Source organism: Chitinophaga rhizosphaerae (assembly GCF_003958645.1).
Taxonomy (GTDB): domain Bacteria; phylum Bacteroidota; class Bacteroidia; order Chitinophagales; family Chitinophagaceae; genus Chitinophaga; species Chitinophaga rhizosphaerae.
Window position 1 is genome coordinate 61,973 of the sequence record NZ_RXLO01000004.1, and the last position, 26,753, is coordinate 88,725.

Consider the following 26,753-nt stretch of genomic DNA (forward strand, 5'->3'; position numbering starts at 1 on the left):
GTGTTATCGCTAACAGCATGCCTGCGACAAACACCATTATCACCACACCACAAAACATGATGATCGCCATCCACAAGGTGGCCAACTTTGAAAAATGGATAACCTCCTACGAAGGGCACGACTCCATACGCCTGGCCAACCAGATTCACAGTTATGTAATCGGTCGCGGATTAACGGATCCCAATCTCGTTATGGTAGCCGTGAAAGTAGACGACATGGCAAAAGCAAAAGCATTTTCCAAAGACCCCGGCCTGAAAAAAGCCATGAAACAAGGCGGCGTTACCGGCACCCCCGTATTCAGCTTCGTGACGATGACATTTCAGGATACCGCGAAGATGGATGGAGACATCCGCTCCAGGGCTATGTTTAATGTCAAAGATTGGGACGCCTGGCAAAAGGCATTCGAAGAAGGTACACAGGACAGATTGAATAATGGCATCATCGTCAGGGCATACGGCCATGATGCGGACGATAATCATAAAGTAGTGGTAGTTACCGCCGTAACAGACACCGGGAAAGCCAACGCTTACTGGAAATCGGACATGCTCAAAAGCAGAATGGCCGCCGGAGGCGTAATAGGCCAGCCAGATCGGTTCATGTTCCGCATCGTTCGCCGGTATTAACGCACAAAACCCGCAAACGCGATACGGCGATCATGTTTGCGGGTTTTATTCTTTGGATAACAGTCCTTTTCAACTTCCTTACTTCCCTTTCAGCAATAACCCGGACAGTTCGTCGAACCCGTCTCCGCTGGTGCTGTAGAAGATATCCCCGTTCTTTTTCACCAGCATGTAAGTGGGGAATGTCGTAATCGACAGGTCTTTCGTAAGGGTTGATTCCCTTTCTGCCGTACTATTGAACACCTGCGGCCAGGAGAGCCTGTTTTCCGCAAAAATCTCTTTCGCCTTGGCAAAGTTTTTCGGCTCGTCGAAACAAACGCTCACAAAGGGAACCTCACTTTTCACTTTATCGTGCAATGCCCGCAATTTCGGCATTCCCGCGATGCAGGGCGCACACCACGTTCCCCAGAAATCCAGCAGCACATATTCTTTCGCCTGCTCGAAATATGGCGCCAGCGTACGCATATGCCGCTCCGGCAGCTTCGCAATGCGTTTTTCTGCCGTCAACCTGCGCAGGTAAGCCTTATCCCATTGACTGCCAATACTGTCTATCCTGAACAGTTTTCCGCCGATGACAAGCGTATCCTTCATCCGGTAGCCCGACTTGTAAATCAGTCCGTCACTGGTCCTGTCATCCTGCAGCACGCCATTCTCCTTCACCTTGACAACCACTTTATCATCGGGATGCATATATCCCGGTTTATTAAAAAAGAGAACGGCATCTCCAAACTCCGCTACCCCGCTCCGCCCCAGCGACACGCTCAGCGGCAACTCGTTCAAACAGGGATTGTTATAATCGACGCCGATGAAAAATGGGAAAAAGTACATTTCCATGGACTGTAAAGTAACGGCATTACCGATACAATAAGGCAGCTTGAACACGAGCCGGGGAATGGCATCTTCCGGCCAATTCTTTTTATTCCATTTCCTGACGGAATCATACGGATAGCTCAGCACTTCCTCCTTCTCCAGGAAAGGATTGTAGCGCTTCAGGATGCACACTTTCACTTGCGCTCCATCCCGTTTTGCCAACACCTGTAAACCCGGGATATCCTTGCAGGCCGGCTCCTTGCTTTTCCCATAGTTCACTTCCCAGAGAACGCTGTCTGTCCGCCCATTCGCGCACCAAATCTCCTTTTCTTTGATAATGGAGATCGAACGGCCTTTGGTATTATTGTAGAATTCCGGTGTGTTTATGTCGATCGTTATGTTCCGGTCCTGCGCCATGGCAGCGAATGAGCAGGTCAACAGGATAATGATCAAGGAGTAACTGTGTAATTTCATGGTGATAATGCTTTAGGGTCCCGAATTAGTAATTTAACTAAAAATCGGCGAATACCATAATGCCGTAAGTTGTGCACGCGCCCTTCCCAACGTCAATATCACCTCGCTTCCAACACCACCATCGAACCCCTCACCCATCAACTTTCCGTTCAAACAAAGCCATTCCGGCACCGGTACCTATCCTTATGGGAACGAAGAGAAGCAAGCATACATTGACTTTAACAACGGACCCAAACCGATCTAACGGAAAATCCCGCCTTCCGAACCCCTCAAAACCCTGCAATTCATTAATTACAAGGTTTTTTTATATATTGTACTTTCCCCGGTTAGCCAACGAAATATCTGAAAATCCCCGGAATGTTATGACGAAAAAGCCCGCATCGATCATCAAGCTGGAAAAGCAATTGGAAGCGGATATTATCCATATCCCTTTCGCAGCGCCAATGCAAAATAATTCGATTGCAATACAAACATATTCAACCGATAATAACGGCAATGTAATTTTACTACGGCTTAATGATTGCCTGATAAAACCTGAATGGATATCGCCGTTCAAACATTTGACTCAGCTTACGTTGCATAACTGCGGCCTAACTGAAATCTCATTTATCGAACAATTCACGAAACTTGATGAACTTGACATCTCCAACAATCAGGTAACGGATATTTCGCCGCTGCATAACCTGGATGGGCTACTATCGGTCGATATAAGTTCAAATGAAATATTTGATCTGAGCCCGCTGTATAAGCAGATTTCCCAACCCGGCTTTCAAAGCTTGAATTGCGCCAACAACCCGCTGATGTATCCATCACCCGAAGCCGCAGACAAAGGGATTTTGGCTATACGCGAATGGTTTGACCTCCATTTGGAAAAAGCGAGGGAATTGATCAGAGAATCCAAGGAACATCAATTGACATTCCTGGCGCTCAACAACCTCGGCATTACCGACCTTTCACTTTTGCCGGAGTTGTTCACATGCACACATATCCTGTACCTCAACATCAGCAACCAGCTCGACCCCGAATACGGATCGGCACTACCCAATAACATTTTCCACATCCCACCGGAAATCAGCCAGCTAACCAAACTGAACAGCTTGTTCATAAATGGGCGCTGGATAAAAGACGGCCAGCCCCGCTCGTCCCGGATCCGGTCATTCTCCCCATTCGAAAAACTGAAAAACCTGAAATTATTAGACGTCAGTCATCATCAGATTACAGGCAAAATCAATCTGACCTCTCTAAAAAAACTGGAGGTATTTTCGGCTGCCAAAAATCTTGTATCTGATGTCAGTTCTCATTATATCCTCAGATATCTTAACGGAATCAATTTGAGCAGTAACCTGCTCAAGAACGCAGGCTTCCTGAAGAAAATGCCAAATGCGGAAAGGATAGACCTGCGTAATAATCAAATCACCAACCTCTATGAAGTGCGCGACATGGTACTGGAGAAAGGAATTACAGATGAGGAGCAACTGAATGAGGGAATATTTATCGGCAATAATCCGCTGGACGTACCCAATATGGAAGTGGTGTCACAAGGCATGGAAGCGGTTAAGCGATTCTTCAAACAATATGAAGCTGAACGTTCCGTCCGGATTCCGCCTTATAAAAACGAAGATTTCAAAATCGTTCTCGCAGGTAACAGCGATGCCGGGAAATCGTCGCTTATCGAAAGGCTCATCAACGACAAATGGAAAGATCAACTTCCCACCACCCATTGGATGGAAATCAAACGCTGGCAACCTGAAAGAAATAACAGGAAATATAATATCCGGATTTTCGATTTCGGCGGACAGGAATATTATCACGACACGCACTACCTTTTTTTCAGCAACAATACAGGTTACGTGCTTTTATGGAATAAGCAGACGAACAACTTCGATGAATGCGAAATCCAACAGGTCCAGAAAAACAAATCGGAAAAACTAATATCCCTCCAGGGGTTTCCGCTCGAATACTGGATGGAATCTATCACATATCATGTCAACAAAAAATATTCGGAAGAAGAAGCGATTGCAATAAAGCAATACCCAACCCATGAACCAGGCCCCCCAACTCCGGATGGCCACCCAACCATTCGATTAAAATCAGCGCCAGGATTGATGGACATCTACATGCAGAATGTTCCCATGCCCAATATCCTCGTTACCCAAAGCAAAATTGCAGCTACTCACCAGGTAGATTTTCTCGATCAGGCAACACTCAAAGCCCGGCATCCCGCCATCTTCAACTTCACCGATATTTCCGCAAAAACCGGCCGGGGCATGGAACATTTCAAAGCGCTGCTATTCGAAATGATCGACACTATGGCTATCGCCGAAAGGGAATGCCTCGGCACCTGGGGCGCCATCAAGGAGGAAATCGAAAACGGCGTGAAAGACAAAGACAGGGAAATGTCGCTGGCGGATTTCAGGAAATTCTGCAACCACATCATCTCCCTCATGCCCGAAGTGAAAAACGCCGGCCTCAAAAGCACCGACGCACTCTGGTTCAGCCTCGCAGACACCCAAAGCTATGCCCGCTACCTCAATGATATCGGGCTGATCCTTTACTTCCCCGATAATGATTTCCTGAAAGATAAAGTTTTCGTGAATCAGGATTACGTCCTGAAGAAAATTTACAACATCCTCGAAGGGCTCCACGGCCTCAACGGGAAATTCGACGAAACGCATGTCATCAACGCGCTGGACAAGCAGGAATTCGACAAAGAATGCGAAACCATCATCGAACTGATGAAGCATTTCAAGATCGTATTCCCGCACCCATCGCAGCCCGGCACTTACATCGCGCCGCTGTACCTGCCCGCGCGCCCCTCCAAAAGCATCAGCATTTTCCTCGACGATGGCCACCGGCCTTCGTACCGGTTCCTGTTCCAGGGGTTCATCCACAAGCATATCATCCTCGAATTCTTCCACCTGTACGGCCAGCAGGCGCTCAAAGACGAGCACGGGCCGCTATATTATTACTGGAAAAACGGGATCGTGATCAGGGACGAGCCGTCGCAGGGCATCGTGATGGTACGCTTCATCAACGCCACCGCCACATCGAAAGCGTACATCGACGTGTTTTCACTGAGCAAGAGCGCCGACAAATCTTTCCTCAAAAAAATCACCGGTGAGCTGGAACGCCTTTCCGCCGACATGAACGTGAAAAAAGCGGTAACGGCGGACGGGGTGAATTTTGTGCCGGTAGATGTGCTGCATGCCGCAGAAACCGCCAACCAGTGGATTTTCCAGCACAACGGCATTTACTTCGACCTGAAGCTTTTCCGCGCCCATCTCAAAAACGAGCTTAAAATGAAAAAGATATTTATTTCCTATTCGAAAACAGACGCCCATTACCTCCAGCAGCTGGAAAACCATCTTAGCGCCCTCAAGCGCAACGGCAGCATCAGCACCTGGAACTGCCGCCAGCTCGTTCCCGGCGATAAATGGGACGGCAAGATCAAAAGCGAACTGGAAGAGGCAGATATCATCATCTTCCTCGTCAGCGCCGATTTCATGGCCACCGATTATATCTGGGACATCGAGATCAAACGCGCCATCGAGCGGGAAAACGAAAACCCCGGCGTGAAGGTAGTCCCCATCATCATCCGCAGCTGCGCCTGGGAAGATACACCGCTGTCTGTCTACAACACCGCGCCCAAAAAGGCGATGGTCCTCGACCTGGCGAAAAATATCGACGAAGCGTTTACCGACGTGGTGCGTGATTTGAAGAAGATATTGTAATGCAGCTGATCGGAACTACTCTTCCGGCATGAATCCCGGATTATACACCACTTCCCACAGATGCCCGTCGGGATCGGAGAAGTAGCCGGCATAGCCGCCCCAAAAGGTGTCGTGCGCAGGCTTAATGATCCTGGCGCCGGCGGCTTCCGCCTGCTGCAAAACGGCGTCTACTTCCGTTTTCGTAGTAACGTTATGCCCGATGGTAAACTCCATGGACGAGGGGGCCCGCTCTTCCAAACCCGTATCATGCACGAGGCTTTTCCTGGGCCAGACGGCCAGTTTTACCCCGCTTTGCAAATCGAAAAACGCCACGGCGCCGTATTCGAACTCCTGTCCGATAATGCCTTCGGAAGCAAGGCCCATGCCTTCAAGGTAGAATCGGTACGCGCGGTCGAGATCAGCCACGCAAATGGTCAATACGGATATTCTTGGCTTCATGTTTATCGTTTTTGGAATTTACTTCATTCTTCTCACCACATCCGCATACACATCGATCAGGTGCGTGCGCACGGAATCGGGCGTAGGACTTTGCTCCCCGTTGGTCAGCAGCGTAATGGCGCCAGACGGCAGGGCGGGCATGTGGCAATCGATACAGTTCTGCTCCAGGGCTTCCTCCGGTTTGCCGGTATGTTTGCAGAATTGGGAAGATCCGGGTTGATGGCAGGTCATGCAGCGTTGCGAGAACGTCTGCATGCTGGTGCGTTCCGTGACGTGGGGGTTATGGCAGGTGGAACAGTTCATCGTCTTGCTTTGCAGGAAACACTGGCTGGCAGCCAGCAACTGCAGCTGGTTGCCGTGCACGTCGAGCTGGTCGGGCTTTTTGCGGAAGGGGACGGTGGGGATGACGAAATCCGACAGTGCGTCGCCGGGCTTGAAGGCGAAGGCGGGTTTGTACATCGGTTTGAGGCCGGAATGGCAAAGCGCGCACATATCGAGCCGCTGCACACGGCTCAGGGTATCGATGCGGGTGATGAAGTGCGCGACTTTCTCCGCCGGATTGTTGGTATGAAAGGCCACATGTTCCGCGGCCGGACCATGGCATCGCTGACAATCGATCCCGCCGATCATTTCCCGCCGGGCGAACTGCTCCGTGACCGTGATCCCTTTCGTTTCTTCCCGCACCTTTACCATCGAGCTATGACAGCCGAAGCAGGTACTGGGGATCACGCGGTCGAACTTGGGATGGTCTGCCGGAAACCCCGGGCTGTTGGCCCAATTATCCGCCGGCACGAACCAGGAAATTGGCAACTGGAAATACTGTCCGCCTTTCCAGTACAGGAACGTCTGCGCCTTTCTGCCGGAACCGAACACCACATCGAACGGGAAGCGGTCCAGTTCCCTGCCGTCCGACTTCACCACCTGGAACAATTCTTCCCCCTGCTGTTCCATCACCACATCGGCACGGCCTGCGAAATGAAAAATATTATCCGGAGCGGTAAAGCGGCCTTTCACCGTGCCTGCCGACGCCACGGCCGACGAATGTGCGTGGGCGGTAACGGCGTAGTCATCATAAATCGTTTTGTGACATTGCGCGCAGGAGGCGGCTTCAGCGAAGCTGCTGCCACGGGGATCGGCCGGGCCGGCCTTCCGGTCGGAACATCTGGATAAAAAGCCCACGAGCACAGTTGCCGCGCCCACGAGCAAATAAGGTCGTTTTTTCATAACGGCAGAAACTGAATAAATATAATTGTTTTCCGCCGTAAATAGCGACAGGAGGCGAACCTGCATCCGGTCCCCTCCTGTCTTTTCTGAGCCACTTATACCCTATACATATGCTAATCACAATGATGCCCTCCGATCCAGGTGCCGATAGCATCAGCCGCGGCTTTGGCTGCCGCCGCTCCTGCCGTATTGTCGATGTTATAGCTTTTTATGAAAAAACGAATCCGCCCGGTTTCGCAGCGGAAGTGGTCAAAAATATCGGAGAAGTCCAATTGGATTGGAACCGACGGGGTCGTATAAGGATGCAATACAATTTAAATTAATCTTCCGGACCCAACTGTTATCGTAAAGTTATGACGGCGAAAAAGTACCCCCATGGCATTATTCCATATCCACCGGCAATTCTTTACCTTGTGGGTCGGCATGAACACACATTTCAATTATTCACCTTCCGGCGATACGCTGATCGTTACGATCGGGAACCCTATGACCAGGCGGTCTAAAGTATTGTATTACGTATATGCCCTGCTGTTTTTCCTGGTCGGCGATGCCGCCTACGTCATCAAACGCATCCGCGAATTCACCGGAAAAACGCTTACTTCCGACAGAGATATCTACGATCAACTCATCCGGGAATCTTCCACCAATTCTTGATAACCGATGCAACAAATCCGGCAATATTTCGAAAAGTTCACACCCCTCTCTGACGAAGACTGGCATTACTTTTCGTCGCGGTTGACGCGGGAATCCTTCCCGAAGAAATCCCTCCTCCTCCGCGCCGGACAAACAGAACATCACCTCTCCTTCATCGCGGAGGGGCTCGTCCGGTTCTTTATCCCGAAAGATGAGGAGAACGATCTTACCTTCAGTTTTTCCTTTTCGAACGATTTCGTTTCCGCTTACGATTCCTTCCTCACCCGCCAGCCGTCCATCTACAACGTGGAAGCGCTGACAGACACCGTACTGCTCCGCATTTCCTACGCCGATCTGCAGGATATTTATCAAAATACCGCCGCAGGCAACATCATCGGCCGGCACGCCAGCGAAGACCTTTATCTCACACTGCTCCGGCGCGAAATATCGCTGCTCAGCGAATCGGCGGAAGAGCGTTACCGCAAGTTGCTGGCCGATCAACCCCGGCTCGTCCGTGAAATCCCTCTCAAATACATCGCTTCGTGGATCGGGATTACGCCCCAGGCGCTCAGCAGGATCCGGAAACGGGTGGCGGGGATTTCTTAACCCGGGTTCATTGACTTATCCGCCGGATGGGGTGAAATTTGCATAAAAAAAGATATGGTACCCGAAATAACACTGCTGGCCGTTTCCCTCATCGCGCTCATCGTCCTGAAACTGAAATTCCGGGAAAACCGCTTCGCCCAGGCGATGCGGACCGGGATGGCAGCCATGCTGTTCGTAACGGGCGGCGCGCATTTCGGCTTCGCGAAAGGCATGGCGATGATGTTGCCGGAAGCAATACCCTTCCGCCTGGGAATCGTTTATTTCACCGGCGTGCTGGAGATAGCGGCGGGCATCGGACTGCTGATCCCCGCCATGGCACGGCGCACGGGCTGGTGGCTGATCGCGTTCTTCGTATGCATCACGCCGGCCAATATTTACGCGGCATTACATCATGTGAACCTGCAAAAAGCGAGCTTCGACGGGGCAGGACCGGAATATCTCTGGTTCCGGCTTCCCCTTCAGCTGGTCTTTATCGGCTGGGTGTATTTTTCGGCCATCCGGCCGGGTGCGGTGCCGCGGGCCCACGGTCAGTTCGCGTAAAGAGCGGGATCGAAGGCCGCGGGGCACCACTGGCGGATCATTTCGAGGATCTTTTTCTCGTCGTACGAGTCGGCGGATTCCAGCAGCCCGGTGTTCTGGGTGTGGAGGCGGTTGCCTTTGGCGTCGAGGATCATGAGCACTGGGAACCCGAAGCGTTGCGGGTAGCCCAGCTCTTTGAGGATATCGAGGTTTTTGTTTTCCTTGCTGTAATTGAGGTGATACACCACGAAGTTCCTGTTCTGCTCTTCTTTCAACCTGGGATGTTCTTCCACGAATGCGTACAGCCGCCGGCACCAGATGCACCAGTTGCCGCCGATTTGCAGCAAAACGTGTTTCTTTTCGACGGAAGCCTTTTGCAGTGCGGCTTTCAGATCGGCCCGGGCGTTTGCAGCCGGATTGTAAATGCTATCGAGGCTTTTGTGTTGTGCCTGAGCCGATCCCATGGCGATCATGGCGGCCATCATGAGGAGGAGTCTTTTCATGGTTTGGTCTGTTATCGCTAAAGTAAGCTATTTTACCTTTTCCAACCTCCCCCTGTTGCCAGTAGATTATTTCACGAATCGGAAATCGAAGGCCCCCTTGCGCAGGTGCACCCCATATTCCAGCCAGGCCTTCATGCAGGCGAGGAAATTGGCCCATCCTTCGGTATTGCCGGTCAGCCATTCCTTCCCCGGATCGTACCCTTCAACGGAAGCCTCCTCTATTTTCACGACGGTCGCCTTGCCATCAGCGAAAGGCTCCAGGCGCAGGGTACACACCAGCTCATGGCCGTTTACGTCCCAGCCGAAAGAAACGAGCGACGGCTCCACTATTTCCTTTACCCGCACGGGAACGTCCATATCGAACTCCGGAAAGCGCCAGGTGAGGGATGCGCCAGCCTCCATCCTGCCGGTGGATTTTGAAATGAAATAGTTGGACATGATCGCAGGGTCCACGATCGCTTCGAACACTTCCTTCGGCGTTTTCCCGATCTGCATCGCCGCTTTGGCCGCCGGCCCGGGACCGCCCGACCCGGCGAAATTGCCGATGCCGAAAGCCGTTCCCAGCGGATCGCGGAGCATGGCGTAATGGATGCGCCCTTCCTTCGTTTTCGCGATTTTCACCACACTTCCGCCGCCTTTTTCACAGGCTTCGATGCTTTTCTCCGGATCGTCGACGTGCATATACAGCATCCAGACCTGCGGGATCCCGGTGTTTCCCCCGCGGGCATGGCAAACGCCGCCCACGGGTTCCCCGTTCGCGTCTTTGAGCAAGTAATCTTCGTAAGCCGAATCACCGTCTTTCATGGGCACGCCATCCGATCCCCAGCCGATCACCGCCTGGTAAAAATCACGCAGCTCCGTCGCATTGGCCACCGTGAGGTCGGCAAAAATCATAGCACCTTGTGTATACATGGTATCTGTGGTTTAATCCATTGAAAATTACGATAATTACGCCGATCCGCCGGGGGCTTTTCCAGAAAGCAGCCGGCGGCCACGTCCGCGAAGCCGGGAAGTGAAACCCCGATCAACGCTACGCCTTCCCCGACAAATACGCCGCCACGCTTCCGCGCACCCTGCTCCGCCAGGCCATCGAAAAACCCAGTCCGGCCGAGCGCAAACACTACATGGCCCCGGCCTGCATGAAAAAACCGCACGCAAAAATGCGTACGGTTCCGTTTGATCTATTGTTTTCCAGTTTAGTCGAGGATGGTATAAGCACCTTTCTGCTCGTAGGTTTTACCGTAACGGTCCGTGGCCCGTACCTTCACTTCATGCCGGCCTGCCGCCAATTTGAACGGCGCCTTCACCCACCAGAGGTGCGTACTTTGGGCCGCATGCGAAGGCCGTTTTCCGCCAAGCAGTTTTTCGGTATGGTCGAACTTGTGGAGAACGTCCAGGTACGCGGGGTCTGCAGCTTCCATGTATTCCATCGGTTTCCATGCGCCGCCATCGATGGAATATTCCACCTTGTCGCCTTTCGCGCCCATGAAGAAATTGGCATATATGCCGGACGAACTGTTGCGGTCTTTTTCGATCACTTTCGGGATCGACAATTGAATTTGATAATCGTCTGCCTTTCCAGCTACTTTATAATCGATGGAATATTGATTCCCGTTGATGTTCAGGAAAGCGTAGCCTTTCGGGGTTCCGTCGCGCATGGTAGACGCGGGCACGCCCTGCTCGTTCAGTTCACCGGAGTACCAGTCGCCCGAAGTGGTACCTGCGTTATATTCGTGGTGCGGTTTTTCCTGGAGCCATCCGTCTTCCTTCCCGTAAAAATTCTGGCGTTGCAGGTGCGTATGCGCAGAAAGCGACAGCGTGTTCGGAAAATCTTTCAGCAGTTGGAACAGGCGGTTACGGTCTTCCGTGCGGAAGGAAATATCGTTCTCATTGAGCAGCGGGATGTGGAAGGAAAGCACGATCAGCTTGTTTTTCGGAACGGTTTTCAGGTCGTTTTCGATGAACTGCAGCTGGTCTTCGCGCAGGCCGCCCCAGTAGCCTTTTCCGTCGCGCGGGTCGGGATAGATGATATCGTCGAGCACGATGAAGTGGGCGTTGCCGTAGTTGAAGGCGTAGTTGGCGGGGCCGAAGTTGGCTTCGAACGTTTCGTCGGATACGGTGTCTTCCTTCGCGTCGTAGTTCATGTCGTGGTTGCCGATAACGTTGTACCAGGGCAGGCCTACTTTTTTCACCGCCTGGATGTACGGGCCGTGAAGGCTGAGGTTATCACCAACGAGATCGCCGAGGCTCAGGCCGAAGGCCACGTTTTTCACGCCTGTCACTTCCGATACCACGCCGTTACTGAAATGTTCGATTTCTTCGAGGGTGTAGGGCTGCGGATCGCCGAACACCAGTACGCGGAAGTTATCGTTTTCCGCCTGGCGGCGCAGCGCGAAGTTCAGTTGGCCGGGCAGATCGCCGGTGGGAGCGGAACCTTTGTATTTGAAATCCGCAGGCGAGCCGGCGGGTTTGTGGATGTAGTAGCTTTTCGCGAGGTTGTTAGTATCCAGCGCAAATTGGTAGCCTGCAGGCTTGATAACGAAGATCACCTGGCTGGCGCGCTCCGGCAGCTCGTAAGCGCCCCGTGCATCGGTGGTCACCACTTCGATACCGTTGCTGACGTTCACGCCGGCGAGGCCCTTTTCTTTCCTGTCGATCTTCCCATTTCCATTCACATCTTCAAAAACCCGGCCTTTCACCTGGGCGTTGGCCAGGGCGCTGATCAATGTCAGTGCGGCGCATGCTGTTAAAAACTTCCTTTTCATGTAGATTGATTTATTGTTGCCACCAAACTTTTACGTTGAGTTTATCGCCGCCGATACGGTCTGCGGCTTTCTTGTAATTCTCCGTGTTGTAGATTTTCACGGTAGTGGGATAGAACATCCGGGCGGGCATGACGCCGTTGTTGAACATGAACTTCGTTTTCGGCAGTACGGGGAATCCGGTACGGCGATGTTCGAACCACTGCTGGTAATCCGTAAAGAAGAGCGCGTAATATTTTTGTAGCATGATGCGCTCGAGGGTGCCGTCGTATTTCGCGGCGGCCGCGTCGAAATAATTCGCCGGCATCACACCTCCCCACATTTCGATGGCAGCTTTCACCCCGCTCTGGTAATGCGTTTCGGCGGATGAAGCGATCTTCCCTCGCTGCGCCAGTTCGGCTTTGATGAATTCCACTTCCGCAAAGCTCATAATCGGTACGATCATCGGGGCAATGACCAGCCGCTGCAACAGGCCGGACGGCGTGAAGTCTACGCTGGTAGGGGATTCCATGTAATTGATCGGCAAACCTTTATATCCGAGGTTGGCATTATCTTTCCCACGGGCCACGCTGGCGAAGAGTTTCAGACGGGGGTCGTTCACTTCGTTCAGGTTCTTGATAAAGAAATCGAACCAGGAGCGGAAGGTGCTGAAATCCTGCGGGCGGTTCCAGGGAGAAATATTCGGCACGGTTCCGGTGATCTGGAGCACCGCGGCGTCTGTGTTGGCGGTGAAGATCGGGTGCTTGCCGGGATTGTTCACGATTTCGGCCATTTTCACGTAATTCTCGGGCATGCGGCCGGCGGATCGCAGCAGCAGGCGCAGGCGCAGGGAGTTTGTGAACTTTCTCCATTTGGTGAAGTCATTGGCATACAGGAGGTCCGCCGCATAGGTAGCGGTAGAACCTTTCCCGTAAATGGTATCGGCCCTTTCGAGGTCGGCCAGCATGGTTTTGTAGATATCTTCCTGCCGGTCGAATGTGGGGAAGAACTTCCCGTCTTCGCCGCTCAGCGCGTCGCTCATGGGCACGTCGCCAAAGCAGTCGGTGAGCACGGAATACATCCAGGCCTTCAGCGTTAGGGCGATGGCGAGATAGTTGTTGTTCCCAAGCTTGGAGGCGCTTTTTTCGATCTCACGGGCGTTGGCCAACCATTTATAGCCAGTGGTCCAGATGCCGTTGCCCACGTCTTCCCTGAAATCGTACAAATAGATCTGATCTTCCACGTTCTCGTTCGGGTAACCGCCCGCTACCTGCATCAGTTCGAAGGTGAGAGAGCGGCTGCGGCTCATGCCGTAGGTAGCGGCGCCGTAGATCGTGGGGTTCAGTAACGTGCCGGGCGTAATGCTTTCCAGGCGGTTCGGGTCGGAGTTGGTCTCCAGGAAGTCTTTGGTACAGCCGCCCATCGCCAAAGTTGCGGCCGCAGCGGAAATGAGGCTGATGGAACGGATATTTTTACCTATGCGGGAGAATGTCATTGTCTGCAGATTTTCGGGTGATTACAGTTTTACTTTCAGGTTGAAGCCGAAGGTGGCGGGGTTCGGCATCTGGCCTACTTCCACACCGGTCAGGATCCCGGTACCACCGGCCTGGGTGGCCACTTCAGGATCGTAGATCGGGAAATCCGACCACACTTTCAGGTTACGGCCATACACCGCTATGCTGGCGCCTTTCAGGAAGGTGTTGCCGATCAGTTTGGACGGCAGCGAATATTCCAGCGATACTTCGCGGAACTTCAGGAACGATGCGTTGAACGAGTTGGCTTCGGTATTGTTGAGGCGGTAATACTGAGCGTAATATTCCGCCGGTTTTACTTTAGTGGTATTGGGAACGAAAGAACCGTCTGCTTTCTTTTCCACGCCTTCGCCTATGATCCAGCCTTCTTCACGCCCTTTCAGCGTATGTTTCAGCTTGCCCTGTTCGGTCATTTTGTGATGGGAGTGCGAATAGAGGATGCCACCATACTGGCCGTCGAACGTTGCGCTGAGCCTGAAATTCCTGTAAGATACGTTGTTGATGAGGCCCGCTCTCCAGTCGGGGTTCGTGTCGCCGATGTAATCCGTCGTCTGCGTTACAACAGGCAGACCGTTGCTGTAGATGATCTGTCCGTCGGGAGCGCGCTCGAATTTCAATCCATACAGTGCGGAAGCGATCTCTCCTTCCACCGCGGTGAGCGTGGCGCTGGAAGAGCCCATGATCGAGAGTTTCCCACCCAATCTCGGGTCGAGGCTCATCACTTTGCTGCGGGTGGTAGCCCAGGTTGCGGTCACGTTCCAGGTTACGTTTTTCGTTTTCACGGGCGTGCCGGTCACCACCAGTTCAAGCCCGCGGTTGCGGATCTCGCCGGAGTTGAGGATGGCAGAACTGAAGCCGGAAGAGTGTTCCAGGGGAACGGACAGGATCTGGTTCTTTGTATTGGTCTGGTACACGGCCGCGTCGATGCGGAGCCTGTTCCTGAAGAAACCCAAATCCAGGCCGGTTTCGATGCTCGTCGCGATTTCAGGTTTGAAATGGAGGTTGTACAACTGCGTGGGCGCTTCGGCGGAACTGGGGAAGTCGCTACGGTTGAAATATTTGTTCGTTCTGTAAGGATCGGTGTCGTTCCCCACCTGCGCCAGCGACAAACGGTATTTCGCGAAGCTGACCGCTTTCGGCATGCGGACCATATCACTCAGGATCATGCTCAGGTTGGCGGAAGGATAGAAGAACGACCAGTTCTCCTGCGGCAGGGTGCTCGACCAATCGTTACGGCCGGTCAGGTCGAGGAAAATTTTGTCGCGGTAAGACAGGTTGATGAGACCGTACAGGCTGTTCACTTTCTTGTCTGCATCGTAAGTAGCGACCAGCGGGTTACCGATGCCGTTCGTCATTTTATACACACCGGGCACCACCAGACCGATAAGGGTATTGTCGTTGCGCTTGTACTGGCTGGTCATGGTATTGCCGCCGGCAGATGCGCTGAGGGAGAATTTGCCGCCGGCGAACGCGTCGCGGTAGGTGAGGAGGAAGTCGCTGTTGATTTCCTGGCTGTACACCGCCTGCGTCTGGTAGAAGCCCTGGCCGTAGCGGTTGATGTCCCAGGGGCGGCGCTGATCGCGTGCCTGCTGGTTCATGTTGGTACCGGAACGCACCATGAGACTGAGTTTCGGCAGGATCTGCGCGTCTACTTTCAGGTTGCCGGTGAGCTGGTTGCTGCGGAGGCCGTTCCTGATCTCGTCGGTCATGGCAAAGGGGTTGTCGATGAACGAGCTGTAGGGGCGGATCATATCGATACCTTCGAAGCCGGGGCGCCAGAGCGGGCGGTACCAGTTCAGGTCTACGTTCGGGTTCTGGAAGATCATGAAGTAGGCGATGGAGTGGTTGTTATAACCCAGGCCGGGGAGGTTGTCGCTCGTTTTATTGGTGTAATTCACCACGGAGCTCACCTTGATCTTGCTGGAAATCTTATACCCTGCGTTCACGGAAGCCGTGGTGCGTTCGAATCCCATGGAGGGCATGATCCACTTGTTGTCGGTTCGCGTGAGGGATGCGCGCACCGTGCCTGCATCGCCGGAATTGTCGAGGGTGATGCCGTTGGTGGTGGTGCGGCCCGTTTGCCAGTAATCCTTGCGGTTATCCCTGTAGGCAACCCAGGGCGTTCTTTCCGCTCCCTGTCCGAATTTCGCAGGATCGTACTGGTAGTACATCTGGCCGTTGAATTTCGGGCCGAAAGCGCTGGAGCTGCCGCCGGTATTGCGCCCATCTTCCGATGCGCCATAAGAATAGAACAGTTCGCCGGCGGCGTTGTAGTTGGTTTTACCGTCGCCCTGGCCGTATTCATATTGCCAGTCGGGCCAGCGGGTGATTACGTCCCAGCTGGTGTTGGAATTGAGCGAGATGCCCAGTCCCTTGCGGGTTTTACCGGATTTGGTGGTGATGAGCACGGCGCCGTTGGCTGCGCGGCTGCCGTAAAGTGCGGTGGCGCCGGGGCCTTTGAGGACGGAGATGCTTTCGATATCGTCTGGGTTGATGTCTGCGATGCCGTTGCCGAAATCCACGGGTACGTCGATAGACGCGTCGCCGCCCATATACATGTTGGAAGCGCCGGACGTGGTGAGGTTCCCGTTCACGGGGATGCCGTCTACCACCACGAGTGCGGCGTTGCCGTTGGTGGTGAGGGAGCTTTCGCCGCGGAGGCGGATTTCCTGAGAGTTGAGCGGGCCACCCAGTCCGGCGATGTTCAGGCCGGCCACTTTGCCCCTCAACGCGTCCGACCAGTTATTGGGGCGCGCGTCTGTGAGGGATTCGGCCCCGATCGTCTGTTGCGCGTAGCCCAACGCTTTTTCGGCGCGCTTGATGCCGAGGGCAGTGGTCACCACGTGTTCGTTCAGGGTGCTGGCGGCCGGTTTCATGACGAACTTCAGGCCCTGGTTGGCTTCTCCCACTACAAAAGTCAGTTTCTCGTAACCGATCATGGAGAGCTGGAGCAGCGTCCCTTTTTCAGTGATCTTGATGGAGAAGGAACCGTTCTCGTCGGTCATCCCAACGAGTTTGCCGTTGGCGAGGATGGTGACGCCCGGCATGAGGGTGCCGTTGTCTGCCGTGCGCACCGTGCCTTTCACCGGCATTTCCTGCGCTTTCGACGGGTTCGGGATAAATAATACCGCACACAGGAGGCATGCGAGTAACTGAAGTAATTTTGGCTTCATATAGTGGTCGATTAGGTGTCTAATGTTTAGGTTCGAAGGCGCAAAGGAACTGTGTTCGCGTTACATAAACACGAAATCGACTTTATGATAATGTTAACAAATTGAAATGCGTCGAAATAAAGTGAAAGGGCTGTCAAACACTTTTTAAATAAAAGCGGGTTTAAAAATGTAAAAAAAACCCTTTGTAGTAAAAATTCTAGTTTATGTTGCCAATTTTATTTAAGGGAGCAACGGGCCCCGGCAATTCGTAACTTGCATTCCACAGCAAAAGCATTCACATATCAATAACAAATCCTGCCGGTAAAACCCGTTTGCCATGAGAAAAGCCGCCATTATCGGCGCACAGCGCATCCTTTTTGGTCGGTCGCCCCGGGAATGCGACCGCCTTTCCAGCCAGCAGTTGCGCACACCCTGCCTGCAAGCCCATGTGAAGAAATTCGGGCCGGGAGGCGAGCAGCCGGGAGACGGAGCCCCGGGCGCGTTGCTGAACCGGTCTACAGCATGGAGCCTCACGCGGGAATGCTTGCAAGACAGCCGGCCGGCCTATAACCTTCGGCGGACGTGCAGCATGCGCCTCGGCGCAGCCGTGCTACCGGGGCTCCGCATCGCGGCCGGGCAAATCGAAGCCGGCAACGCCGGCGGCAGCGATTCCAACAGCGATCGGCCGTTGCCATTGCAGCAAGAAGCTCGGCGTCCTGAAACCTGCGTTTGCCACATCTCCCGCCGGCGCGCCAACGGCCGGCAACAGCACGATCTATACCGGCGGCGCCGCTGCGTTGCTGCGCTGCACATGGCGCCCGCCCGGGCGATGGGGCGGAGGCATGGGCCTGGCCGCGATCCCGGGAAAATAAGGCACTACGGAAAGTTTATGACAACCCATCTACTATTTACAATCAATTAACAAATTCAGCGAATTTATTCGGTATCTTGGTACGAGAAACCCGAACTAAGTCAATTGGAAAATCCACGCTAGTAGAATTCTTAAAAACCCAAACATGCGATACCCCGCACAAACGACTTTACAACTGTTCAACTGGCTTCATCCGGTAATAAACGCCGGGGCGAAGGGCCTTCCAGAGGAGAGAGCGCGTAAAATTAGGACGATTAATACCATCTGTTTTGTTACTGCCGTACTTGCAGTAATAGTCGGAACCCTGTTCTATATTTATTCTGGGCAGGCGAGTATTATGTTCCCGGCGTGGGTGGAGGCAGGATTGTTTATGGGTGTTATCGGTTTAAACCATCTCCGCAGATATGAAATGGCCAACGTGAGCGTACTCGTCAGCCATTGCCTTTGTGCTTTGTATTTTGCCTCAATACTTGGCCCGACGATTAACATTTCACTGATAGTCGTTTTCCTTTTCGGGATCAGTTTCCTCATTTATAGAAAAAGTTGGCAGCGATATACGGGTCTGGCCGCTGCTGCACTTACCCTGATTGCCATTGAATTCATTTATTACCGCCATCTGGTAACCCCACTCGAATTGAGTGAACAATTTCAATACATGCTTCGCTGGGTAGCCTTACCCTGTTTCATGTTATTCGATGTGCTTGTGCTTGGCCACTATATCCGGGAGAACAAGGAATTGCTGCAACAAGTTTCCATGTTGATGTTCAAGACATCGCATGAAATGAGGAATCATCTTGCCAGTAATACCATCCTGATCGATCTGTTGAACAACGAAGTGAAAGGGCACCCGGAATACGAAAAGCTGCGGCCTTACATGGACCAGCTGAACGCGATCAATCATGGTATGACCAACATCGTCAGCAACGTCTTGAGCATGGGCGAACTTGAAAACGGTGTACGGACGGAATTGAGTCCTGAACCCATTGCCCTCATGCCCTTCATGCGCAACATCGTAAAAATACAGGAAATCAATGCGGAATCCCGCGGCCTGCAAATCCAGCTGCAGGTCTGCAAATCCCTACCTGCATCAATTCTCGCTGATCCTCGCCAGCTAAGCATTGCCGTCACCAACCTGATCACCAACGCCATAAAATACAGCAAAGAAAACACGACGATCTTTGTCAAACTCACCTCTTCTGATACCAATCCCGCACAAATGTGCATTTCCGTGACGAACGCCTGCCAAGACATTCCGGCGGAAAAGATGAAATCGCTGTTCAACAAATTCGTCACCGCCAAGGCCGACAATAAAATCCAAGGATCCGGCCTGGGATTGTATATCGTACGCAGCATAGTTGACCAGATGGAAGGAACCTTTTCCGCTCAAAGCGAAAACGGGCAAACCACCTTTACCATACTTATCCCGCTGAAAGAAACTACCATCACCAAATCCAGCAGGCTCGAAATTCAATCAAACAAACAGTTCCCCGGCAAAAGGATCTTCTTCGCGGAGGATGATATTATGCAAAACAAATTGATGTCGACCCTCCTGCAATCTTTCGGATGCGAAGTAACGAGTAACCTGAACGGCAACCAGTTACTAGAAAAACTGGAAGACGCCACTTTCCTTCCAGACCTCATCATGCTCGACGACAACATGCCCGGGCTGAACGGCTTGGAAACGCTGAGCTATCTGCGGTCGAACGAAAAATTCAGCGCTATCCCGGCGATCATCATCACCGGAAAGAATGACCCTGACGACCATTGGTTGAAAGAAGGTGCGGCAGAGGTAGTGAAAAAGCCATATGAAAAACAGGATTTGCAACAAGCATTAAGCCGGCACCTGTTGGCACAGGTACCGGCCTAATATTCTCAGATTCCCGATCAAACGGCTTCTTTCAGCTTTGCTAAATCTTCTGATGGGTGACCACCTTTTTTATATCGTTCCGTCAGCTGGAGAGTCCAGTGCAAATAACCTGAAATCATCAGCTGGAGGTTCTCCACATATTGCCAAAGCGCCTCATTGAACATTCCGGCTTCTGGTAATTGTTGCTTCAATTGCAAAAATTCATCCACATCCGCGTCATGGATCGCGAGTGCCCGAACATATGCTTCACTGAGCGAACATCCGCTTTCATGCTCGATCATCAATACGAGGTTCAGCACGTCTTTGTCTTTTTCAAGATGCGCGGAAAAATAATCGTTGGACCAGGCAAGAATGCGGCAGGTCAGTTGCTCAATCCGATCAATGACAGGGTGTTTCACTACGATTTCAGGCAAAACGGTACCTGTTATTGCTTCTGCAAGATGGATCATAGGGTAAACGTTGACAGCCTTCATACGGATGTCTACAAATGTTTTAAATTCAGGGAATATTTTCGGGACACGGTACCCAACTTCCTGTTTCAAGCCGTCAAAATACATATCGATGCTATCGCAGAAACGGTCGAGCCAAAGTGGAGATCCTATTGCCAGCAGCTCTTCCCGCATTTGCGGAAGCGACGCAAAAATGTCTTCACCACTGATGAAATTCCCGTAACGAAGCGCCTCCATGGCTATTTTACGAATTCGTTCAATTTCAGAAGGTTCCGAGCGTTCATGAATATCATCCACCGTAAACGCCCAAATGAAAAACCGGCAAACAGCCGTCAGTTGCGCCATGGACGCGTGAGGAAAAATACAACCCCCGCAGTGCCCCATACCCGTTTTTCCGTACTTGAACTTCATCTTGTCTGGCAGCCAGTTATAATCCGTCTCGATCCAGGTGCGGAGCAAGGCCTCCATGGCTTCGGCATTAGGGTTCAAGCGATGAGTGAAGGAATACTGCAGTGCATTGGCATTAAGGATCTCTTTCATAGTAAAATGCTTTTTGGATAAAGAAATATAAATGTGTAAACGCTTGGATTGCTATGCATAAAGGGGACGCAGCGGTCACAGGCCTTTCGCCTGTCCGTCTCATGCTATCCCCTCATTATTTCGCTGTCTGAATAGTGAAGAAAAGTTGTCACGGTGGAATGTGCATCCTTTTCTGTGCCCTATGGTTACTATCACCCGACTTGCATTCCCAGCGGGTAATTATTACAAAAGTTACACGAATTACCCGGAAATTTTATGTATCAATCAGTTAATGTGTTCCCCCGCAAAAAGGCCTCAGTAAGCCGATTGTCTTGTTTTGTTAAAAACGGGCACTTTCCGCCAGTATCTGTTTAAACATCATTTTGACATTGTCTTTTTACGACAAATCGATATTAAAATATTGATAATTAATGATTCACAAGCCAGCAACATGCAAAGCCAGCCATCTGCCCATCGCCCCGAAATCCTTCCCAACCCGTTTATCGGATCATTTCCGCAATACACCCCGGTGCCCATAAAAAAACCGGCGGTTCCCACAAGAAACCACCGGTCATATGATACTTTTTCCCTTAAAACGCTACTTCACCCAATACGTATTCAACACGTTCCCCTCACTGAACTCCCTGGACGATACCAACTCCAGCCCCACCCGTTTGAAACCCGGCGGAAAAGCAGGGATCCCCCCGCCCAGGAGCACCGGCACCGTAAAAATCCGGTATTCGTCGATCAACCTCAGCTCCGTGAGTTGCGACACAATCGTTCCACTCCCCAAAATCACGATATCCTGCCCTTCCTCCTCCTTCAGCCGCTGTACGAAGGGCCCCATCGGTTCTTTCACGAGGTGCGTGTTTTGCCAGTTAACCGATTGCAGCGAGTTCGAGAACACGTATTTCTCCAGCACGTTCATCTGCCGCGTCACTTCCGGGTTATTATCGGTAGCCGTGGGCCAGTAACCGGCCATCAGGTCGTACGTGATGCGCCCGAAAAGAATGGCGCCGCAGTTATTCATCATTTGAACGCCGTATGCTTCGTATTCACCGTCTACATTATGCCAGTCGATCTCGCGGTTGGGCCCGGCGATATAGCCGTCTACCGATACGAGATTGGAAACGAAAAGTTTACGCATGTTGTGTTTTTATGAGTAACGCATGGGCGGATAGTTGAGCAACCGCCGCCACAGGCCCAGTTGGCCGATGCAATAGGATTCGCGGTCGATGCAATATAGCAACATATCCAGCAAATTGATCTGCTCCATTTCCGGCATCGGCCAGGGATTAGGCCCATGGAGCTTTTCAGCAGATGCTTTACTGAAGGCATCCCGCAGTATCGGCGTGATGCGCGCCCAATCCGCACGCAGCGTATCCAGCGATGGATATTCCGCATCCGCCTGGATGCCTTTATGATCGTCGAACAACAAATGTGCCTGCTGCTGCTCTTTCAACCCCAATGCATTCGCCATTTCGAACCGCTCCTGCACCAGGCTACCCGCGAGCCAGATGGGGTGATTGGCCGGCGTATCCAGCCGCTTGCGGGCATCCGCTTCCGAAATGCCTTCGAGCACATTGTTGAACATGGGCGTATGCCCATCGTAAAGGAGGAGCCATGCGGCTACTTTTCCTGCCTGTGCAACTTCTTGTGTATTCATGGTTTCAGATTTGATGCGATGTTCAGCAGATGGGAATACGACCGCGTCCGCTTCGCGAAAAGCGTAACGGCAAGCCCCACCAGCCCGGTCATGGTAAACAGCAGCGCGATGCCCCTGTCCAGCCCCGTACCGAACCACGGCCCGAGGATCCGGGCGCCTTCGCCGGTGGTCATGAACGGGATGAAGAAGAAATGTGCGATGGGCCCGATCATGATGGCCGTCAGCGGAGACGCCGCCTGCTCGATGCTTTGCGCAAACCCGAACACGCGCCCCTGCCGCTCCAGCGGGATCACTTTCTGGATGATGGTCTGCTCCGCCGCTTCCACCACGGGAATGAGGCTGAGATAAACGAACATCCCCACCGCCAGCAATACGATGGAAGCCTGCAGCGCGAAAAATATGCAGATCGTCCACATGATGATATTGCAGGTAAACAGCGTGCGGACGGGCTGTTTCCCCAATCCCTTCCTGGAAACCCCGATACCGCCCACGATGAACCCCAGGCTCAGCACGCCCCAGAGCACACCCCAGACTTCAACGGATACGAGCGACAACCCGTACGGGTCCATCAAAGCCATGAAAACCCCGCCCAGGAAGTTGTTGAACGTATTGAAGAAGATCAGCCCGAACAGCCCGGGGATTTGTTGCACGATACGAATGGTCCCTTTCACATCGAGCCGCGGCTTTTCGTTGTGGACCTCGTGATGGAGGGTTTCTTCCATCCTCACGAACGTAAGGTGCAAAATGCAAAGCAGGGTGCCGGCCACCGCCAGCGCCATCGTCCAGAAAATCCCCACCAACCCGATCGCCAGGCCGCTGAAAACCGATGCCACCAGGAACGCGGTACCGTTGGCCGTTCCCACCATCCCGTTCGCCCGGTCGCGCATATTTTCCGGCACCAGGATCGTTACCACCGTAGGAAGCGTGATGTACCGGAGATTACCGGCCAGCGCGCCCAGGAGCGACAGTACGATGAACACCCACAGCAAAGGACTCCCTGCATGTTTAAACGCTTCCGCCGGAGACAGTGCATACACCATCCCCGCCAATCCGAAAAAAACCAGCGATGCGATGCTCGACAGCATCATGACGTTTTTTTTCCGGTAATGATCCACCAGCGATCCAAGGTAAAATCCCGAAACCACTACGGTGCCGATGTAAATACCGGCCATCCAGGAAGTGGTGAGCACGGAACGGGTTTCGAGATACACCCAAAACGTGACGGCGAACCATACGAACGTATTGGTGATCCCGGCAACGATGGAATTGACGAGTATGGCGTAGAACGATTTCATGCGAAGTGGTTAAATGGTATTCCGGTAATGCAATGGTACGGCCATTCCGGGAATTGCATGATGGCAGGAAGCGCCATTTTTCAGGGGATTTCGGGCCAGTTTAGTTGTAAAGCTGGCGATAGGTAAACTGGTCGCGGATAAAACGGTTGAAGAACTCTCCTTTGGAGCCGGATTGCAACATGCGGGCGTACACGTCTGGCGGTACGGGCCGGTAAGCATACACTTTCCCCGATACGAAAGTGATGACCAGTACCTCCGTTTCCGGGTTGTAACGCATATGCCTGATGACGGTAGACGGCATGGGACGGGATTTTTATTCGTCGTGCCCGCCACCCGCAACGGTTTTGTCGGGGTCGTAGGGCGGTACGTTCCGGTTGATAAGTTTATCCTGTCCCTTGTCGCGCGTTTTCCGGTTCCGCTGTATGAATACATACAACAGGATGGCGGCTACGAATACGATGAATGCAAGCAATCCTGACGACATGATATTTTTTTCCTTTGTAAGCGGAAGAATGATGCCAGACTGCGTTCTCCGGGCGGGTGCCGTGTGGCGGGAAAGGGATTTTCCCCGCGCTGTGGATTTTATTCCACGGCCGCGGTCTGCGCCATGGCGTTCGCCGGCGGCGATGCGCACTTTCCTGCAGGGCTGCTATTATCTTTTATGCCTGCAAATGAAAATGGTTTGGATGGCGGGTGGACGAAATAATGTAAATTAGGTTACCGGCATGGTTGTTGGCCGGCGGCAACTAAATCTTCGCTTTATGAATAAATTCTGGAGAGCCCTCATTGCAGGATACGGCGCCAAGAAACTGGGCGGCGGGTGCCTCAGCACGATCCTCATCTTCATTATTATTTACTGGGCCCTGGGGCACTGCAACTAGCGTTCAGAGCTTCGTACCGCAGATCTTGCAGAATTCCGCATCGGTGTCGTGCCCTTCATGGCCGCAACCGGGGCATACATGGGTGGAATGCCCTTTTTCGCGGTAGGCGTGCGCCATTTCGGTGGTGACGATGCCGGTGGGAACGGCGATGATGCCATAGCCGAGGAGCATGATAAAACTGGCGATGAATTTCCCGAGCGGCGTAACGGGTGCCACGTCTCCATATCCAACGGTGGTGATGGTCACGATCGACCAGTAGACCGATTGGGGGATGCTGGTGAACCCGGCGTTATGGTCTTCCACAAGATAAATGACAGAGCCGAGTATAATGACGCAGGTAAGTACGAAGAGGATGAAGATGCTGATCTTCCGCAGGCTGCGGCCGATGGCTACGGTGAGGAAGCGCATTTCGGAAATGAAATGAACGAGGCGGAAGATCCGGAAGATGCGCAGCAGGCGAAGGGCGCGCAATACGAGCAGCGACTGCGCCCCGGCGAAGAGGAAGCTGAGGTAGGAAGGGATGAGCGCCAGGAGATCGATGACGCCGAGCAGGCTGAACACGAAGCGTACAGGCTTGCGGATACAGACCAGGCGAAGGATGTATTCGATGGTGAAAAGAATGGTGAACGCCCATTCCAGCACAAAAAAAAGGCCGCCATAGCGGCTATGGAGGCTATCCACACTATCGAGCATGACAACGAGGATACTCGTCAGGATACAGGCCAGCAGAACAATGTCGAACGCTTTGCCGGCCGGCGTGTCCGATTCGTAAATGACCTTATGCAGGCGTTGTTGCCAGGCAGGAGGGACCGCTTGCATGCCTAATCTTCTTCGTCTTCCTCATCTTCCAGCCACTCGAGGTAAGCATAATACCAGTCTTCCAGCTCATCCAGCAGTTGCTGTTTCTTTTCCGGCTCGCCATGGAAATATTCCTCCACGTTATCGATTTCTTCCACGATATCGATATACGCTACTTCTTCGTCTTCTTCCACGCGTTTCGCAAAAAACCTGGGCTTCTCGGTATGAAAAATATACTCGTTGTCCGGGTCCGTTACGGGATCATCTGCAATCATGAACTTCGGTAGTGCCATTGGATAATCATTTTAGTTACAAACCAGTGACTACAAAAATAGGATTTTAACCCGTATGAAAAACACCTAAATCCGGTATGCAGTTTGCGGGGCGAAAGAAAATCTTGTGCCTTGATACGCGGGTTCCGCCGCAGGCAAGATCCCATGCGGATAACAGGGCCCGATCTGCCGGGTGATCTTTTCACCGCAACACTGGATTATCAATGCAACCGCATGCCGGCTATCGCCGATCAAGCCGGCCACGCCTACCAAATCGCTGCTTGGTAACTGCAGGGAAAGCATGGGATTCGAATGTGTCGACGGAATCCATGTCGCACTCCTGCTCGCTATTTACCTATGGACGCTCACCCCAACCTGCGGCGCCTGAAAAAATACGCTTCCAATTTCCGGAAGGTTTTTTACCTTTGCGAACATCAGATGATATGACGAAACAGGTTACCATACTCAAACGGAATAGTCTGGCAGACGATGTCGCCGCCGGGTTGCAGGACATGATCACCGGCGGCACCTACGCCGTGGGCGACCGCCTGCCTTCAGAACCGGAGCTCATGCTGCTGTTCGGTGTGGGCCGCAGCTCGGTCCGCGAAGCGGTACGGCTCCTGGTGAACGCGGGCATGCTGCGGGTGCAGCAGGGCCAGGGTACGTTCGTGACTTCCAGCCAGCCGCTGACCGGCCCCCTCGGCCGGAAGCTCCACACGGCAGATTACCAGGAGCTCAACGAAGTACGCCTCCTCCTCGAAGTGAAGATCGCCGAGAAAGCGGCGCTCCACCGCACCCGCGAAGACCTCGCCCGGATGAAGACTTTCCTCCGCGCCCGCGAAAAATTCGCCAAAGCCGGTAATGTGGACGCCACCATGCAGGCCGACGTACATTTTCATACGAGCATCGCCGTGGCGTCGAAGAACAGCATCATGCTCGAACTGTACCAGACCATCGCCACGCACATGCTGCAGTCTTTCAAAGACCGCCATAAAGACACGGGCGATTTCGAGCTGACCCAGTACATGCACAAAGCCCTGCTCGACGCGATCGCCGATCAGGATGCAGAACAGGCGCTGGTTTGGGCCACGCGCATCAGCACACACAGCCGTTGAAACCATTCTTTACACTATAAACATCAGATGATCTGAC

Annotated in this window: 24 protein-coding genes and 1 pseudogene; 9 read left to right on the forward strand and 16 right to left on the reverse strand. The window is 52.7% G+C overall.

Annotated features, from left to right (window positions below; translation table 11 throughout):
- The first annotated feature begins 17 nt into the window (after positions 1–17).
- Positions 18–623: a hypothetical protein gene (locus tag EJ361_RS10795; protein WP_240646603.1), complete on the forward strand. Its 606-nt coding sequence runs from the start codon at positions 18–20 to the stop codon at positions 621–623.
- 78 nt (positions 624–701) lie between these two features.
- Here EJ361_RS10795 and EJ361_RS10800 read toward each other — a convergent pair whose 3' ends face one another.
- Positions 702–1,904: a TlpA family protein disulfide reductase gene (locus EJ361_RS10800; protein WP_126245634.1), complete on the reverse strand. Its 1,203-nt coding sequence runs from the start codon at positions 1,902–1,904 to the stop codon at positions 702–704.
- A 443-nt stretch (positions 1,905–2,347) separates the two neighbouring features.
- On the opposite strand from EJ361_RS10800, the pseudogene EJ361_RS26145 reads away from it, so the two are divergent.
- A pseudogene (locus EJ361_RS26145) lies at positions 2,348–2,569 on the forward strand (leucine-rich repeat domain-containing protein); the annotation flags it as partial.
- Between the two features lie 219 nt (positions 2,570–2,788).
- Entirely contained in the window at positions 2,789–5,635 is a 2,847-nt protein-coding gene (locus EJ361_RS10805) for a COR domain-containing protein (protein WP_240646604.1), read from the forward strand.
- A 15-nt stretch (positions 5,636–5,650) separates the two neighbouring features.
- Here EJ361_RS10805 and EJ361_RS10810 read toward each other — a convergent pair whose 3' ends face one another.
- Together EJ361_RS10810 and EJ361_RS10815 are read right to left on the reverse strand one after the other, a co-directional pair.
- Complete coding sequence (locus tag EJ361_RS10810; protein WP_205686991.1) at positions 5,651–6,073, reverse strand: VOC family protein; 423 nt, start codon at positions 6,071–6,073, stop codon at positions 5,651–5,653.
- Positions 6,074–6,091: 18 nt separating this feature from the next.
- Positions 6,092–7,297 (reverse strand): multiheme c-type cytochrome, encoded by a 1,206-nt coding sequence (locus tag EJ361_RS10815; protein ID WP_164714181.1) that lies wholly within the window; start codon positions 7,295–7,297, stop codon positions 6,092–6,094.
- A gap of 375 nt (positions 7,298–7,672) precedes the next feature.
- On the opposite strand from EJ361_RS10815, the gene EJ361_RS10820 reads away from it, so the two are divergent.
- The 3 genes from EJ361_RS10820 to EJ361_RS10830 are packed head-to-tail and all read left to right on the forward strand — an operon-like array spanning position 7,673 to position 9,076.
- On the forward strand, positions 7,673–7,951 hold the full coding sequence (locus EJ361_RS10820; RefSeq protein WP_126245638.1) for a hypothetical protein: 279 nt from the start codon (positions 7,673–7,675) through the stop codon (positions 7,949–7,951).
- Between the two features lie 6 nt (positions 7,952–7,957).
- Positions 7,958–8,536 (forward strand): Crp/Fnr family transcriptional regulator, encoded by a 579-nt coding sequence (locus EJ361_RS10825; RefSeq protein ID WP_126245639.1) that lies wholly within the window; start codon positions 7,958–7,960, stop codon positions 8,534–8,536.
- A gap of 54 nt (positions 8,537–8,590) precedes the next feature.
- Positions 8,591–9,076, forward strand: coding sequence for a DoxX family protein (locus tag EJ361_RS10830; RefSeq protein ID WP_126245640.1), 486 nt, complete (start codon positions 8,591–8,593; stop codon positions 9,074–9,076).
- Here the strand turns inward: EJ361_RS10830 and EJ361_RS10835 are convergent.
- The 5 genes from EJ361_RS10835 to EJ361_RS10855 form a co-directional block, all read right to left on the reverse strand.
- On the reverse strand, positions 9,064–9,558 hold the full coding sequence (locus EJ361_RS10835; protein ID WP_126245641.1) for a thioredoxin family protein: 495 nt from the start codon (positions 9,556–9,558) through the stop codon (positions 9,064–9,066). The genes EJ361_RS10830 and EJ361_RS10835 overlap by 13 nt on opposite strands.
- 66 nt (positions 9,559–9,624) lie before the next feature.
- Positions 9,625–10,470 carry an SRPBCC domain-containing protein gene (locus EJ361_RS25605; RefSeq protein WP_164714182.1) on the reverse strand — a complete coding sequence of 282 codons (846 nt, stop codon included), beginning with the start codon at positions 10,468–10,470 and terminating at the stop codon, positions 9,625–9,627.
- A gap of 284 nt (positions 10,471–10,754) precedes the next feature.
- Positions 10,755–12,323, reverse strand: a complete 1,569-nt coding sequence (locus EJ361_RS10845; protein WP_126245642.1) for a calcineurin-like phosphoesterase C-terminal domain-containing protein — start codon at positions 12,321–12,323, stop codon at positions 10,755–10,757.
- A gap of 10 nt (positions 12,324–12,333) precedes the next feature.
- A complete protein-coding gene (locus tag EJ361_RS10850) occupies positions 12,334–13,794 on the reverse strand; it encodes a SusD/RagB family nutrient-binding outer membrane lipoprotein (protein WP_126245643.1) in 1,461 nt (486 codons plus the stop codon).
- 21 nt (positions 13,795–13,815) lie between these two features.
- A complete protein-coding gene (locus EJ361_RS10855; RefSeq protein ID WP_126245644.1) occupies positions 13,816–17,004 on the reverse strand; it encodes a SusC/RagA family TonB-linked outer membrane protein in 3,189 nt (1,062 codons plus the stop codon).
- Between the two features lie 316 nt (positions 17,005–17,320).
- Between EJ361_RS10855 and EJ361_RS10860 the strand changes: the two genes are divergently transcribed.
- Entirely contained in the window at positions 17,321–17,905 is a 585-nt protein-coding gene (locus tag EJ361_RS10860; RefSeq protein WP_126245645.1) for a hypothetical protein, read from the forward strand.
- A 94-nt stretch (positions 17,906–17,999) separates the two neighbouring features.
- A complete protein-coding gene (locus EJ361_RS10865) occupies positions 18,000–19,721 on the forward strand; it encodes an ATP-binding protein (RefSeq protein ID WP_126245646.1) in 1,722 nt (573 codons plus the stop codon).
- A gap of 17 nt (positions 19,722–19,738) precedes the next feature.
- Here the strand turns inward: EJ361_RS10865 and EJ361_RS10870 are convergent, their stop codons facing one another.
- The 8 genes from EJ361_RS10870 to EJ361_RS10900 all read right to left on the reverse strand — a co-directional run bounded on the left by EJ361_RS10870 (position 19,739) and on the right by EJ361_RS10900 (position 25,622).
- Positions 19,739–20,710, reverse strand: a complete 972-nt coding sequence (locus tag EJ361_RS10870; RefSeq protein ID WP_126245647.1) for a terpene synthase family protein — start codon at positions 20,708–20,710, stop codon at positions 19,739–19,741.
- A gap of 577 nt (positions 20,711–21,287) precedes the next feature.
- Entirely contained in the window at positions 21,288–21,836 is a 549-nt protein-coding gene (locus EJ361_RS10875) for a dihydrofolate reductase family protein (RefSeq protein WP_126245648.1), read from the reverse strand.
- Between the two features lie 9 nt (positions 21,837–21,845).
- Complete coding sequence (locus tag EJ361_RS10880; RefSeq protein WP_126245649.1) at positions 21,846–22,355, reverse strand: DinB family protein; 510 nt, start codon at positions 22,353–22,355, stop codon at positions 21,846–21,848.
- Positions 22,352–23,650, reverse strand: coding sequence for an MFS transporter (locus tag EJ361_RS10885; RefSeq protein ID WP_126245650.1), 1,299 nt, complete (start codon positions 23,648–23,650; stop codon positions 22,352–22,354). The genes EJ361_RS10880 and EJ361_RS10885 overlap by 4 nt, the downstream gene beginning before the upstream one ends.
- Before the next feature lie 100 nt (positions 23,651–23,750).
- On the reverse strand, positions 23,751–23,951 hold the full coding sequence (locus EJ361_RS10890) for a KTSC domain-containing protein (RefSeq protein WP_126245651.1): 201 nt from the start codon (positions 23,949–23,951) through the stop codon (positions 23,751–23,753).
- Between the two features lie 12 nt (positions 23,952–23,963).
- Entirely contained in the window at positions 23,964–24,134 is a 171-nt protein-coding gene (locus tag EJ361_RS25610) for a hypothetical protein (protein WP_164714183.1), read from the reverse strand.
- Positions 24,135–24,534: 400 nt separating this feature from the next.
- Positions 24,535–25,350: an ion transporter gene (locus tag EJ361_RS10895; RefSeq protein WP_126245652.1), complete on the reverse strand. Its 816-nt coding sequence runs from the start codon at positions 25,348–25,350 to the stop codon at positions 24,535–24,537.
- Positions 25,351–25,352: 2 nt separating this feature from the next.
- Positions 25,353–25,622, reverse strand: coding sequence for a hypothetical protein (locus EJ361_RS10900; protein ID WP_126245653.1), 270 nt, complete (start codon positions 25,620–25,622; stop codon positions 25,353–25,355).
- 422 nt (positions 25,623–26,044) lie between these two features.
- Between EJ361_RS10900 and EJ361_RS10905 the strand changes: the two genes are divergently transcribed.
- Positions 26,045–26,716, forward strand: coding sequence for a FadR/GntR family transcriptional regulator (locus tag EJ361_RS10905; RefSeq protein WP_240646605.1), 672 nt, complete (start codon positions 26,045–26,047; stop codon positions 26,714–26,716).
- The last annotated feature ends 37 nt before the right edge of the window (positions 26,717–26,753 follow it).

Coding starts and splice junctions, on each gene's coding strand:
- EJ361_RS10795 (WP_240646603.1), top strand. CDS start 18: ATGCCTGCGACAAACACCATTATCACCACACCACAAAACATGATGATC.
- EJ361_RS10800 (WP_126245634.1), bottom strand. CDS start 1,904: ATGAAATTACACAGTTACTCCTTGATCATTATCCTGTTGACCTGCTCA.
- EJ361_RS10810 (WP_205686991.1), bottom strand. CDS start 6,073: ATGAAGCCAAGAATATCCGTATTGACCATTTGCGTGGCTGATCTCGAC.
- EJ361_RS10815 (WP_164714181.1), bottom strand. CDS start 7,297: ATGAAAAAACGACCTTATTTGCTCGTGGGCGCGGCAACTGTGCTCGTG.
- EJ361_RS10820 (WP_126245638.1), top strand. CDS start 7,673: ATGGCATTATTCCATATCCACCGGCAATTCTTTACCTTGTGGGTCGGC.
- EJ361_RS10825 (WP_126245639.1), top strand. CDS start 7,958: ATGCAACAAATCCGGCAATATTTCGAAAAGTTCACACCCCTCTCTGAC.
- EJ361_RS10830 (WP_126245640.1), top strand. CDS start 8,591: ATGGTACCCGAAATAACACTGCTGGCCGTTTCCCTCATCGCGCTCATC.
- EJ361_RS10835 (WP_126245641.1), bottom strand. CDS start 9,558: ATGAAAAGACTCCTCCTCATGATGGCCGCCATGATCGCCATGGGATCG.
- EJ361_RS25605 (WP_164714182.1), bottom strand. CDS start 10,470: ATGTATACACAAGGTGCTATGATTTTTGCCGACCTCACGGTGGCCAAT.
- EJ361_RS10845 (WP_126245642.1), bottom strand. CDS start 12,323: ATGAAAAGGAAGTTTTTAACAGCATGCGCCGCACTGACATTGATCAGC.
- EJ361_RS10850 (WP_126245643.1), bottom strand. CDS start 13,794: ATGACATTCTCCCGCATAGGTAAAAATATCCGTTCCATCAGCCTCATT.
- EJ361_RS10855 (WP_126245644.1), bottom strand. CDS start 17,004: ATGAAGCCAAAATTACTTCAGTTACTCGCATGCCTCCTGTGTGCGGTA.
- EJ361_RS10860 (WP_126245645.1), top strand. CDS start 17,321: ATGAGAAAAGCCGCCATTATCGGCGCACAGCGCATCCTTTTTGGTCGG.
- EJ361_RS10865 (WP_126245646.1), top strand. CDS start 18,000: ATGCGATACCCCGCACAAACGACTTTACAACTGTTCAACTGGCTTCAT.
- EJ361_RS10870 (WP_126245647.1), bottom strand. CDS start 20,710: ATGAAAGAGATCCTTAATGCCAATGCACTGCAGTATTCCTTCACTCAT.
- EJ361_RS10875 (WP_126245648.1), bottom strand. CDS start 21,836: ATGCGTAAACTTTTCGTTTCCAATCTCGTATCGGTAGACGGCTATATC.
- EJ361_RS10880 (WP_126245649.1), bottom strand. CDS start 22,355: ATGAATACACAAGAAGTTGCACAGGCAGGAAAAGTAGCCGCATGGCTC.
- EJ361_RS10885 (WP_126245650.1), bottom strand. CDS start 23,650: ATGAAATCGTTCTACGCCATACTCGTCAATTCCATCGTTGCCGGGATC.
- EJ361_RS10890 (WP_126245651.1), bottom strand. CDS start 23,951: ATGCCGTCTACCGTCATCAGGCATATGCGTTACAACCCGGAAACGGAG.
- EJ361_RS25610 (WP_164714183.1), bottom strand. CDS start 24,134: ATGTCGTCAGGATTGCTTGCATTCATCGTATTCGTAGCCGCCATCCTG.
- EJ361_RS10895 (WP_126245652.1), bottom strand. CDS start 25,350: ATGCAAGCGGTCCCTCCTGCCTGGCAACAACGCCTGCATAAGGTCATT.
- EJ361_RS10900 (WP_126245653.1), bottom strand. CDS start 25,622: ATGGCACTACCGAAGTTCATGATTGCAGATGATCCCGTAACGGACCCG.
- EJ361_RS10905 (WP_240646605.1), top strand. CDS start 26,045: ATGACGAAACAGGTTACCATACTCAAACGGAATAGTCTGGCAGACGAT.